General features: G+C 72.5%; 13 protein-coding genes. 3 read left to right on the top strand and 10 right to left on the bottom strand.

Annotated elements, in window-relative coordinates:
• The first annotated feature begins 22 nt into the window (after positions 1–22).
• Positions 23–424: a DUF6640 family protein gene (locus BT341_RS09030; protein ID WP_072475838.1), complete on the top strand. Its 402-nt coding sequence runs from the start codon at positions 23–25 to the stop codon at positions 422–424.
• 517 nt (positions 425–941) lie between these two features.
• Here the strand turns inward: BT341_RS09030 and BT341_RS09025 are convergent.
• The 7 genes from BT341_RS09025 to BT341_RS08995 all read right to left on the bottom strand — a co-directional run bounded on the left by BT341_RS09025 (position 942) and on the right by BT341_RS08995 (position 8,592).
• Complete coding sequence (locus BT341_RS09025) at positions 942–1,721, bottom strand: type III pantothenate kinase (protein ID WP_072475837.1); 780 nt, start codon at positions 1,719–1,721, stop codon at positions 942–944.
• Between the two features lie 5 nt (positions 1,722–1,726).
• Complete coding sequence (gene panD / locus BT341_RS09020; RefSeq protein ID WP_072475836.1) at positions 1,727–2,224, bottom strand: aspartate 1-decarboxylase; 498 nt, start codon at positions 2,222–2,224, stop codon at positions 1,727–1,729.
• Positions 2,225–2,233: 9 nt separating this feature from the next.
• On the bottom strand, positions 2,234–3,139 hold the full coding sequence (gene panC / locus BT341_RS09015; RefSeq protein ID WP_072475835.1) for a pantoate--beta-alanine ligase: 906 nt from the start codon (positions 3,137–3,139) through the stop codon (positions 2,234–2,236).
• Entirely contained in the window at positions 3,136–4,095 is a 960-nt protein-coding gene (locus BT341_RS09010) for a Rossmann-like and DUF2520 domain-containing protein (protein ID WP_425426469.1), read from the bottom strand. Before BT341_RS09010 ends, panC begins: the two co-directional genes overlap by 4 nt.
• A 90-nt stretch (positions 4,096–4,185) precedes the next feature.
• Complete coding sequence (locus BT341_RS09005; RefSeq protein ID WP_072475833.1) at positions 4,186–5,289, bottom strand: PrsW family intramembrane metalloprotease; 1,104 nt, start codon at positions 5,287–5,289, stop codon at positions 4,186–4,188.
• A gap of 351 nt (positions 5,290–5,640) precedes the next feature.
• Positions 5,641–8,061, bottom strand: a complete 2,421-nt coding sequence (locus BT341_RS09000) for a DUF6779 domain-containing protein (protein ID WP_072475832.1) — start codon at positions 8,059–8,061, stop codon at positions 5,641–5,643.
• 69 nt (positions 8,062–8,130) lie between these two features.
• A complete protein-coding gene (locus tag BT341_RS08995) occupies positions 8,131–8,592 on the bottom strand; it encodes a DUF3180 domain-containing protein (protein ID WP_072475831.1) in 462 nt (153 codons plus the stop codon).
• Between the two features lie 98 nt (positions 8,593–8,690).
• Here BT341_RS08995 and BT341_RS08990 point away from each other — a divergent pair, with 98 nt between their 5' ends.
• Positions 8,691–9,626, top strand: coding sequence for a helix-turn-helix domain-containing protein (locus BT341_RS08990; RefSeq protein WP_072475830.1), 936 nt, complete (start codon positions 8,691–8,693; stop codon positions 9,624–9,626).
• Between the two features lie 78 nt (positions 9,627–9,704).
• Positions 9,705–9,986, top strand: coding sequence for a hypothetical protein (locus BT341_RS08985; protein WP_072475829.1), 282 nt, complete (start codon positions 9,705–9,707; stop codon positions 9,984–9,986).
• Between the two features lie 254 nt (positions 9,987–10,240).
• On the opposite strand, the gene folK is transcribed toward BT341_RS08985, so the two are convergent.
• Genes folK through folP form a run of 3 tightly spaced genes read right to left on the bottom strand, consistent with a single transcriptional unit; the run spans position 10,241 to position 11,890 of the window.
• Positions 10,241–10,735 carry a 2-amino-4-hydroxy-6-hydroxymethyldihydropteridine diphosphokinase gene (folK, locus tag BT341_RS08980; RefSeq protein ID WP_072475828.1) on the bottom strand — a complete coding sequence of 165 codons (495 nt, stop codon included), beginning with the start codon at positions 10,733–10,735 and terminating at the stop codon, positions 10,241–10,243.
• Positions 10,732–11,091, bottom strand: a complete 360-nt coding sequence (folB, locus tag BT341_RS08975; protein WP_072475827.1) for a dihydroneopterin aldolase — start codon at positions 11,089–11,091, stop codon at positions 10,732–10,734. Before folB ends, folK begins: the two co-directional genes overlap by 4 nt.
• Complete coding sequence (gene folP / locus BT341_RS08970; RefSeq protein ID WP_072475826.1) at positions 11,084–11,890, bottom strand: dihydropteroate synthase; 807 nt, start codon at positions 11,888–11,890, stop codon at positions 11,084–11,086. Before folP ends, folB begins: the two co-directional genes overlap by 8 nt.
• Positions 11,891–11,913: the final 23 nt, after the last annotated feature.

The raw sequence follows: 11,913 nt of genomic DNA, 5'->3' as shown, positions 1-11,913 counted from the left end.
GAGGCGGACGAAAGGATCACCGATGCAGAGCAAATCCTGGGGGCGGGCACTGATCTCGCTGACCTCGCTGGTGACGGCGGTGGGCCCGTACCGCGCCGACTGGAACGAAACGCACGTGCACAACCCGGCGTGGCCACCGCACGCGAAGTTCCACAACGGCCAGACGATGAGCTTGGGTCTGGCACTGGGCGCGACGAGCCTGTGGCAGCTGTGGCGCCGCCCGACGAGGGCGGGCCTCGACGCCGGGGCGGTGCTGGCGTCCCTGTATTGGGTGACGCAGATTTCGGCACTGGCGTACCCGGGCTCGAAGGCGGTGGACCCGCCGGGAACGGCCCGGTTCCCGCAGGCGAAGATCGCGTTCCCGGCCTTGGCGGTGACGGCGCTCGGGTACCTGCTGGAGCGGCGCCGCCTGGCCCGCGCCTGACGAAGCGACACCCCCGCCCTTCCCTGGGGGGCTGCCCCGCTTCCAGCGTATCGGGGCTGACCGACGAAAAGCCGCGAAAGGCCGCCGGACGGGCCTGGTTGTCCACATCACGGCCATCCTGTGGACAACCAGGCCGATCGGCGCCGGTCACCCTGGGCAGGAGCAGGTCACGACCAGGTGCGGGGTCAACCAGGCAAGATCCGCACGGCCACGAGCGACCGGACCCGCTGAGGCGGCCCGAGACCGGTGAAAGGGCGCCCGCGAGGCCAATCCGCGCGGCCGGGAACAACCGGACCCGCCGGACCAACTCAAACCGCCCAAAGCGCGCCAGCCAGGCCCATCCACGCGGCACAAGGACAACCGGACCCGCCGAAAGCAACTCAACCGCCGAAAAGGCGCCAGCCAGACCCGAGCCGAGCCGGAAACAACCGGACCGGCCGAGGCGGACCGAAACCGGTGAAACGGCGGAGCGATCCGGGCCGAGCAAGCCGGCGAAAAGAACACCGACCAGAACCCCTCAGGACCGGATGTTCCGCTCATAAACCAACCGCAACCCCAACAAAGTCAAATCCGGCACATGATCAGTGATCGTCTCCGACTCACCGATCACCAGCGGCGCCAGCCCTCCGGTCGCGAGCACCGCCACCCGCTCCGTCCCACCCGGAGACAGCTCACGCACGATCCGCCGGACCAACCCGTCGACCTGCCCGGCAAACCCGTACAGAATCCCCGACTGCAAGCACTCGACCGTGTTCTTGCCGATCACCGACCGCGGCGGAACCAGCTCCACCTTCCGCAGCGCCGCCGCGCGCAACGCCAGCGCGTCGACCGAAATCTCGATTCCCGGGGCGAACGCGCCGCCGAGGAACTCGCCGCGGGCCGAGATCGCGTCCACGTTCGTCGACGTGCCGAAGTCCACCACCACGCACGCCGTTCCGTTGTGGAGGTGGTGCGCGGCCAGCGTGTTCGCCAGCCGGTCCGCGCCCACCTCCTTCGGGTTGTCCACCAGCAGCGGCACGCCCGTGCGCACTCCCGGCTCCACCACGATCTTCGGAACCGCCGCGTAGTACCGCGAAAGCATCACTCGCAGCTCGCGCAGCACCGCCGGCACCGTCGACAGCGCGCTGATCCCCGTGACGGCGTCCGCGTGCGGGCCGAGCAGGCCGCGGACCGTCAGCGCCAGCTCGTCGGCCGTCATGCGCGCGTCCGTGCGCATCCGCCAGTCGCCGACCAGCGCACTGCCGGACCACAGGCCCAGCACGATGTTCGTGTTGCCGACGTCGACGGTGAGCAGCAAGCGGGTCAGCTTTCCGCGTGCAGCAGCGCGTCGAGGCGGCGGGCGTCCGCCGTTTCGGCGACCGGGAACACCGCCGTCTCCTCCTCCGGCGGCAGGGTCACCGTGCCGGACAGCAGCCCGGACCCCTCCGGCGCGTGGCCGGGGTCGGAGTGCCGGTGGACGATCCGGTTGTCCGCGTCGACGAACACCACGCGGGGCTGGTACGTCGCGGCCTCGGCGTCGTCCATCTGGCCGTAGGCAATGAGGATGACCAGGTCACCCGGGTGCACCAGGTGCGCCGCGGCGCCGTTGATGCCGAGCACGCCGCTGCCGCGCTCACCCTTGATGACGTAGGTCTCCAGCCGCGCCCCGTTGGTGACGTCCACAATGGACACCTGTTCCCCCGGCAGCAGGTCCGCCGCCTCCATCAGGTCCTCGTCGACCGTCACCGAGCCGACGTAGTGCAGGTCGGCCTGGGTCACGGTGGCCCGGTGGATCTTCGACTTGAGCATCGTGCGGTACATCGTGGACTCCTATTCCCCTGCGTCCAGCCGCTCCGGGTGCTCGACGGCCTTGCCGAGCAGCACCGGAACGTTGTCGATCAGCCGGGTGCTCCCCACCCGCGCGGCGATCAACAGTCGTGCCTCACCGTCGACGGGCGCGGGCCCGAGGTCGGTTCCCCTCAACTCCAGGTAATCCACCTCGACCGCGGGACGCGCGGCGAGGGTCTTCCACGCGGTCTCGAGGACCGCTTCGGCACCGTCACGGCCGACGAACGCCCCCGCGGTGAGGGCGGCCGACAGGACGATGGCGTCTTCGCGCTGCTCAGGCGTCAGGTAGACGTTGCGCGACGACAGCGCCAGCCCGTCGCGCTCCCGCACTGTCGGCACGCCGATGACGCGCGTGTCGAAGTTCAGGTCCCGCACCATCCGCTTGATCAGCACCAGCTGCTGGTAGTCCTTCTCGCCGAAGAACGCGTAGTCCGGACGCAGCAGGTTGAACAGCTTCGCGACGACCGTCAGGACGCCGGCGAAGTGCCCGGGCCGGGCAGCGCCTTCCAGCTCGTCACCGAGCGGGCCCGGGTGCACGGTCACCGAAGCGCCTTCGGCGTAGAGGGCGTCGGCGCTCGGGGTGAACGCGATTTCGACGCCGTCCTCACGCAGTACGTCGAGGTCGGCCTCCAGGGGCCGCGGGTACGCCTCGAAGTCCTCGCCCGCGCCGAACTGCAGCGGGTTGACGAAGATCGAGGTGGCCACGACGGTGTTCGGCAACCGCTTGGCGCGGCGGATCAGCTCACGGTGCCCGGCGTGCAGCGCGCCCATGGTCGGCACGAGCGCCAGCTTGCGGCCGACGCCGCGCAGCGCCCGGCTGACCTGGCTCACGTGCTCGGGCGGCGCGAACGTGTTCAGGGTGCCGCGGCTGAATTTCGGTGTGGTCACTGGTCTTGGTGCCCTTCGGCGGGATCGTCGAGGAGTTCGGTGAGGTCTTTGGCGGCCGCGGTGTCCAGCAGCCCGGCCGCCGACGAACGCGCCACCGTGCGCTTGGCCAGCGCGCGGTAGGCCGGCGCCACGTCCGGCGCCCGCTCCGCCAGCACCGCGAGGTGCTTGCGGACGGTGCCGGCGTCGCCACGGGCGACCGGACCGGTGAGCGCGCGGTCGCCGTGCCGCAGCACATTATCCAACGCCGCCGAAAGCAGCGGAGCGACCAGGCGTTCGGAATGCCCGATTCCCGCTTCCCGCAAGACTTCCGCGCAGTCGGCGACGAGCGTCATCAGGTGGTTCGCGCCGTGGGTCAACGCAGCGTGGTAGAGCGCTCGCGCCGAGTCGGGAACGCGCACCGGTTCGGCGCCCATCTCGACGGCCAGCGCTTCGCCGACGTTCCACGCCGCGTCGTCGTCGGCGGCCGCGGTGATGCCGATGCTGCACGCCGTCAGCCGCTCGAGGTCCTCCTCGCGGCCGGTGAACGTCATCACCGGGTGCAGCGCGAGCGGCAGCGCCCCGGCCTCGGCCGCGGGCGCCAGCACGTCGACGCCGTGCGCGCCGGAGGTGTGCACGACGATCTGGCCCGCCCGCAGCGACCCGGTGGCGACGAGCCCGCGGACCGTGCCGGCCAGCGCGTCGTCGGGAATCGCGAGCAGCACCAGGTCCGCCCGGCGGACGGTTTCGTCGGGCGGCAGCAGGGGCACGTCGGGAAGGAGGCGTTCGGCGCGGGCCAGCGACGCGGCGGACAGTCCCGACGCGGCGACCACGGTGTGTCCCGCCCGGGCGAGCGCGGCGCCGAGCACACTGCCCACCCGGCCGGCGGACACGACGCCGACCGCGAGGCGAGCGGGCCTCATCATGGCGTGCGCCTGTGGACGCTCATGGTTGGCAGACTCCCTCTGCTCTCGTTCCAGTCCCGCTCCGGGTACCGGACGAACGGCGCGAGACTAACTCGATTAAGCGCGAACCGTTGAGCCCGGGTGACCAGCTTCACCCGGACCGGGTCACCCGCGGGCGGCCTCGTCGGCGAGGCGCGTCGCCTCGGCTCTGGCGGCCTTCAACGTGCGCAGCAGCTCCTGCTGGCGCTCCCGGTCGGCGTCGGTGGTGATCTCCCGCCGGTCCAGGAACGCGAGCTCCGTCACGCTCGCCTGGTACACGGCGACGGCTCTCGCGGCGCGCTTGCCGGACTGGCGTTTCGCCTGGCGGCGCCACGCGCGGCGGCCAGGCAGGCTGGCGAGCAGGTCGACCTCCGACGGCGCGATCCAGCGCGCCGCGGCCATGTGCGGCAGGGCGGCGGCGATGATCCGCTGCTCGCGCCGTCGTTGCAGGACGACCAGGTAGACCACGCCGAGGAACAGCGGCAGCATGATCAGGAAGTAGACGGTGAGGAACTTCGACCCACCGAGCAGCGCGGCGCTGTTCCACAGGGCGTGCAGGCAGACGGCGGCGAGGTAGCCCGCGACGGGGGCGACGACCTTCATCGCCTTCGTGGCCGTGCGCGCGGCGATGCCGATCCCGATGCCGGTGAGCACGGCGAACAGCGGGTGCGTGAACGGCGCCAGGACGCCACGCAGGAAGAACGCCGTGATGACGCCCTGGCTGTGCCCGTCACCGAAGCCGTGGTCGTAGAAGGCGCGCCCGAAGTAGTAGATGTTCTCGGTGAACGCGAAGCCGGCGGCGCTGAACCCGGCGTAGACGACGCCGTCCACCACGCCGTCGAACTCGCTGGAGCGGCGCCAGAGGATGAGCACGACGAAGAGGGCTTTCGCGGCCTCCTCGACGATGGGCGCGGACACGAGCGCGGCGACGGTGTTGCCGCTGCCCTTGCCGAGCAGCTCGTCGCCGACGGCCTCGGCGGTGGTGTTGATGAGCAGCGCGGTGACGGTCGCGATGCAGGCGCCCCAGGCGAAGGCGAGCAGCAGGAATTTGGCGGGTTCGGGCTCCCACCGGTCGACCCAGAGGAACCCGGCGACGACCCCGGCGACGGGCACGAGCGCGGCGAGCACCCCGATGGTGACGGCGAGCGGCCCGACCCGCGCGGTGGCCAGGCCGAAGAGGAACAGGCCGCAGAGGGCCACCACGATGAGCCCGAGCACCGGCAACAGCACGGTGATCCGGCGAGGCCGCCGTCCGCGGTCGAGACCGGTCGCGGGCGAGAGGGTTCCGCTCACAGCGGGTCACCCTACGCAGACCGGACAGGAAGAGAAACGGCACCTCTGCCCTGGACGACGGCCACGGCCACCCCCCGGTTCTGCAATGCGCTGAGTCGGCAAGCGGCGCGCGGCGCCTCCGCTGACGACGGTAGCGCGGGCGGGGAAGGAGCAACCAAGACGGCCTTGACCACGGCCCGAGCGCCCCAATGCGGCCTTCGGTGCGTCACACGCAACCAAGGCGGCCTTCGGTGCGCGAGACGCAACCAAGGTGGCCTTCGGTGCGTTGAGGGTGGGCCGGCGCCGGTGTCAGTCCTCTGCGCGGCGGCGTCGGCGCGGGGTTGCCGCCGTGCCGCCGTTGGCGGCCAGCAGTTCGCTCACCGAGCGGCCCGCCGTGTGGGAGCCGCTGCCCGGGGTGTCCGCCGAACGGCGGCCGCCGTTGCGGGCGTGGCCGTTCGTGCCGTTGCCGTTCTGCTCTGCTTCCGCCGGGTCGACCGGTGTCATGTTGCGGCGCGACATCGACGCCCGCTCGGCGACCATGCCCTCCCACGCCGGCGGTTCACCGTCCGGACGACGGCGCCGCCCACCGCCCGAAGGCTCCGGCGCGGGGACCGCGGGCAGCTGCTGCGAGTCGTCCGGCTTGCGGCGGCGGCCACCCGAGCGGCCCTGGAAGTTGCGCACGGACTCCGGAAGCGTCGGGTTCACCAGGGGCGCGTCGGCCTGCTCGGCCTCGACAGGCGCGCGGTGCGAACCGTGCCGGGACGGCGGCTCGTCGAGGATCGGCGACATGTCGGCCCGCGAGAACTGCTCGAGCCGCGACGGCGGGCGGCCATCGGCGGCCGGGACCGGCGTGGTCGGCGGCACGGCCGGGGGCAGGTCGGTGCGCGACTGCGGGCTCTTGCTCGGCACGGGCGTCGTCGGCGGGACGACCGGGAGGTCGGTGCGCGAGGCGTCCCGCGGCGTCGGCGGGGTCTTCGGCTCGGGCGGCTTCGGCCGGTTCGGGCGCTGCCGCTCGGCGAAGTCGTCGCGTTTCTGGAAAGCCGCGCTGAGGTCCTTGACCGGCCGGATGTCCGAACGCGACATTTCGGACGGCTTCACCGGAGGAACCGGCCCGCCCCGCGGCGGCTCGGGCCCCTTGCGCACGCCGTTCGGCTGGCCGACCCGAGGCAGGTCCGGCCGCGACATCTCGACTCGCGGGATATCCGGACGCGAGACCTCGCCAGGCCGCGGCCGTTCCACGCGGGGCAGGTCCGGCCGCGACATTTCCACCCGCGGAATGTCCGGACGCGAGACCTCGCCAGGCCGCGGCCGCTCCACGCGGGGCAGGTCCGGCCGCGACATTTCCACCCGCGGAATGTCCGGACGCGAGACCTCGCCAGGCCGCGGCCGCTCCACGCGGGGCAGGTCCGGCCGCGACATTTCCACCCGCGGAATGTCCGGACGCGAGACCTCGCCAGGCCGCGGCCGCTCCACGCGGGGCAGGTCCGGCCGCGACATTTCCACCCGCGGAATGTCCGGACGCGACATCTCGACCCGCGGAATATCCGGACGCGAGACCTCGGCCGGACGCGGCCGCTCCACCCGCGGCAAATCCGGTCGCGAAACCTCGGCCGGCCGCGGCCGCTCCACCCGCGGAATGTCCGGACGGGAAACCTCCGCAGGCCTCGGCCGCTCCACCCGCGGCAAATCCGGGCGAGACATCTCGGCCCGTCGCGCGGGCGGCGGCTCGGGACGGCGGATCTCCGTCTTCGGCTCCGGCGTGGCCGGCCGGCGGATTTCGGTCTTGGGCTCCGGCCGCGGGACGTCGCGGCGCGTCGGCTCGGCGGCGACCGCGTCCGGACGGCGCTCGGGCTGGTTGACCTCGTCCGGCTTCGGCAGCCGCATCGGCTGCGACTCCGCCTGGCGACGTGCCGCCTCGGCCCGCAGCTCGGCGGCCTTCAGCTCGCGCTGCGCGGCGTTCAGCGCCGGGTCGACCGGCGGCACCGGCGGGCGGCGTTCGCTCAACGGCTTCGGCCGCGCCAGCTGCTGGGTGCTCGGCACGGAGACCGTGGCCGGCGTCTTCGGGACGGGCTTGCCGCCGAAGCCCTTGCTCTTGCCGAGGCCCTTGCCGTTGGCGGGCTTGCCGTTCGACGCCTTGCGGCGGCGCTCGTCGAGCACGCGGTCGATCAGCTCCGTCGGCCGGTCGCCCGGCTCGACCGCCTTCTTGCCGGCCATCAGCTGGGCGGGCTTCTTCTTCGGGACGCCGTCGGTGACCAGGCGGTTCTCGTCGGTGACCTTGCGCATCCGGGTCGCCTGCGCGGTGAGCGCGACGCGTTCGAGCAGCACCTCGCCGCCGAACAGCGACTGGAGGCTTTCGCGCAGCGCGGACACTTCGGCGCGCAGCGCCTCCAGCTCCTCGCGGCCCTTGGATTCGGCCGCGTTGCGGGTCTCCGCCTCCATCTCCAGCTCGTACTCGCGCCGGGCCGCGATCTCGCGTTCCAGCTCCAACTCGTACACGGCCTGCGCCTCGGCGACCGCGTCCTCGCTCTGTGCCGCGTGCTTGCGGTACTTCACGGCGAGGAAAGCGCCGATCAGGGCAGCCCAGAGGGCAGCGACGATCCCCAGCCGGAGATAGCGGAGGTCATCGCTGAGCACCAGTGCGAGGGTGGCTCCGATGGCGAGGACAAAGCCGACGACAAGCCACGGCCTGCCCAGGAGGCGGCCGCGCGAGTCGTCACCCACGCCGGTCATGCCTGACACCGTACCTGCTCGTAATCCGAACGAGACCTACTCGGTCCCGCGAGCGGTGGGATTCCAGCGCTAACCGGTCGTCCCGCCGGTGTGCTCCCGATCCTGGTCCCGCGGGGTCCGGCAGCAGTGCTCAAGCCACAAACCCGCTGCTACCAGGGCCGCCGACGACGCGGCACCGACGATCCCGGCGCGCGTGTCGAGCACCGCGGCGACGAGTTCGTCACGTCGCGGGAAAAGATAGGCGAGCGCGGCCAGCCAGGCGCCGGCCATGAACGCTCCGGCGAGTGACGAAGCCTTCGCCAGCGCCACCGACCGGGCGACCCCGATCGCGGCGACGACGCGGCCGTTCTTGATCCGCGACCGGATGGAGAACGCGAGCACGACCTCGATCACGGCGAGGACGGCGAAGGTGACGCCGGCGAGCAACGGCAGCTGCGGCAGGTCGCCGTAGGCCACGAGGAACAGCAAGTAACCGAGGGCCAGGCCGAGCAGCCCGGCCACCACCAGGTCGCGGGGCCGGGTGAAGTGCATGACTCAACCGTACCGAGCCGGCTGCGCGCCGGGGCGCCGCCACCCGCGCGGGAAGTAAGCTTGACTCTCCCCCGACTGGAGAGTTCACCATGCGTCTTGTGGGCACCACCGCGACCTTCACCATCGGCGAGCTGGCCCGGCGGACCGGCCTGCCGGTCAAGACGATCCGCTTCTATTCGGACGAAGGCCTGCTGCCGCCGACCGAGCGGACGGACGCCGGCTACCGCCTCTACGACGCGGCGGCGATGGCCCGGCTCGAGCTGGTCCGCACGCTGCGGGAGCTGGGGCTGGGCCTCGCGGACGTCTCGGCGGCATTGACGAAGGCGACGACCGTCGGCGAGCTGGCGACCCGGCACGTCGAGGCGCTGGACGAGCAGATCCGGCGGCTCCGGCTGCGCCGGGCGGTGCTGCGCGCGGTGGCCAAGCGTGGTTCCGAGCTGGAGGAAGTGAAACTGATGAACCGACTGGCGTCGATGTCGGACGAAGAGCGCAAGCGGCTGGTCGACGAGTTCTGGGACGAGATCGTCTCCGGCCTGGAGGTGGACGAGGAGTTCTACCGCCGGATGCGCGCGGGGAAGCCGGAGCTGCCGGACGACCCGTCGCCGGAGCAGCTGGAGGCCTGGATCGAGTTCGCGGAGCTGATCCAGGACGCGGACTTCCGCGCGCTGATCCGCGGAATGAGCGAGCAGCAGTCGGCCCAGATCAAGTCGGGCGAGTTCAAGCAGCCGGCGGACGCCTGGCGCGACAACTGGAACGCGTGGATGGCCCGCGCCCAGGAAGCGCTTGACGCGGGGCAAAGCCCGACGTCGGAGTCGGGGCAAACGCTTGCGGCGGAGATCGCGGCGGCTTCGGCTCGGCCGGACCAGGACCCGTCCTCGGCAGAGTTCCGCGCAGAGCTGGCGGACCGCTTCGCCGCGGGCGGCGACCCGCGCGCCGAGCGGTACTGGGAGCTGCTGGGGATCATCAACGGCTGGCCCCCGTTCCCGACGACCCGCCCGGCGGTGGACTTCATGATCGCGGCCCTGCGCGGCTGACCGCCGGTCGGCGACAGCTCACCGATCGGTCGGCGGTGGGCCGTAACGGGTATTGCCGGTTCGCCGATTACGCGCGGCTTGGCGGGCTTGGCGGGCTTGGCGGGCTTGGCGGGCTTGGCGGGCTTGGCGGGCTTGGCGGGCTTGGCGGGCTTGGCCGGCCTGGCGGGCTTGGCGGGCTTGGCGGGCCTGCCCGGCCTGGCGGGCCTGCCCGGCCTGGCGGGCCTGCCCGGCCTGGCGGCCCTGCCCGGCCTGGCGGCCCTGCCCGGCCTGGCGGCCCTGCCCGGCTTGGCGGGCCTGCCCGGCTTGGCGGGCTCGGCGGCCTCGGCAAGTCGGCGCTCACCGAGCCGGCCGGACCGGTGAGCTGGCCCCGGCCCGGCAGTTTGCGGGCGCTAACCCGGCCGGTCGGCGACCTGGCCCGGCGCGGACCAGCCCCACCGTTGGCACGCTGGCCGGACTCGGCCTGGCAGTTGGCGGGTGCGGCCCGGCCGGCAAGCCGGCCCGGCGGGTCGGCAAGCTGGGCCGGCTGGGCCGGGTCGGCGAGCCAGCTCCAGCTTGGCCACTCACCGCGCCCACCCGGCTCGGCCAAGCCAGCCGAGACCCGCGGCTCGGCGGCGTCAGGCCAGATTGAGGTCCGGGCGGCGGCGGACCGTTGCGATCTCCGACTCCGGGCGTGCTGCCAGCAGTTCCGCGATCGGGCCGTGGCCTGGGAGTACCGCCGTCGGGTCGATCTCTGCCCAGGGGATCAGCACGCTGGCCCTGTCCGGTGTTCCCGGGTGCGGTAGCAGCAGCTCCGGGTCGTCCGACCGCACGCCGTCCACCGTCACTACGTCGACGTCCAGGGTCCGGGGGCCCCAGCGCAGTTCTCGTACCCGGCCTGCCGCCTGCTCCGCCGCCTGGCCCGTGCGCAACCAGGCCCAGTGGTCGCGCGCCGGGTCGTCGACTACGCACACCGCGTTCAGGAAGTCCGGCTGGTCCTCCACTCCCCATGCCTTCGTCTCGTACACGCTCGACACGGCCACCAGCGCCGGCCGCACAGCGTCCAGTGCCAGCCGCAAAAAGCCGAGCCGGTCGCCGAGGTTCGATCCCAGCGAGAGGACCGCCCGGCTCACCTGGCGCGCCGGATTGTCACCGCGACGTCGTCGAACGTCAGCGGGATCGGTGCCGACGGCTTGTGCACCGTCACTTCCACCGCGCTCAGCCGCTCATCGCGCATGACCTCGTCCGCGATCTTGCCCGCGACGCTCTCGATCAGGTCGTACGGCTCGCCCGCGACGATCCCCGCCGCCAGCTCCGCCAGCTCGCCGTAGTGGAGGGTCTTCGTCAGGTCGTCCGACGCCGCCGCCGGGCCGAGGTCGAGCCACGCCGTGATGTCGACGACGAACTCCTGGCCGTCGCGCTTCTCGTGCTCGAACACGCCGTGGCGCCCGAACACGCGCAGCCCGGTCAGCGTGATCCGATCAGACATCCGGCGAACCCTTCCACCATGCAGCGGCCACCGTGACCGCGTCCAGCGACGCCCCCACCTCGTGCACCCGCACTCCCCACGCGCCCGCGGCCGCGGCCAGCGCGGAGATCGCCGCGGTGGCGTCCTCACGGCCGTCCGGCGGACGCGGCGTGCCGTCCTTTTCGGACAGCAGACGGCCGAGGAAGCGTTTGCGCGAAGCGCCGACCAGCACGGGGAAACCCAGCGAGAGCAGCGAGTCCAGCCCGCGCAGCAACGCCCAGTCGTGCTCCGCGTTCTTCGCGAAGCCCAGCCCGGGGTCCAGCACGATCGCGCTTTCGGCGACACCGGCCGCCAGCGCTTCGTCCACTCTGGACAGCAGCTCGGCGCGGACGTCGGCCACCACGTCGTCGTACTTCGCGAGGGCCTGCATGTCCTTGCTGTGCCCACGCCAGTGCATCAGCACCCACGGCGCTCCGCTGTCGGCGGCGACGCGCGCCATGTCCTGGTCGGCCAAACCGCCGGAGACGTCGTTGATCACCTTCGCGCCGGCCTCGAGCGCCGCCGCGGCGACGGCCGCGCGGGTCGTGTCGACGGACAGCTCGATGCCTTCGGCGGCCAGAGTCCGGATGACCGGCAGGATCCGGTTCATCTCGGTCTCGGCGTCCACCCGGGACGCACCCGGCCGCGTCGACTCGCCGCCGACGTCGATCAGGTCCGCGCCACGCGCCCACATCGCGCGCGCGTGCTCCAGCGCCTGGTCGAGCCCGAGGTACCGGCCACCGTCCGAAAAGGAATCGGGCGTCACGTTCAGCACGCCCATCACGACGCACCGGCCGGGAGCGG

It is taken from the genome of Amycolatopsis australiensis (genome assembly GCF_900119165.1).
Classification (GTDB): Bacteria; Actinomycetota; Actinomycetes; order Mycobacteriales; family Pseudonocardiaceae; genus Amycolatopsis; species Amycolatopsis australiensis.
The sequence above is the reverse complement of the archived record's forward strand: the minus strand, read 5'-3'. Positions and strand labels throughout refer to the sequence as shown.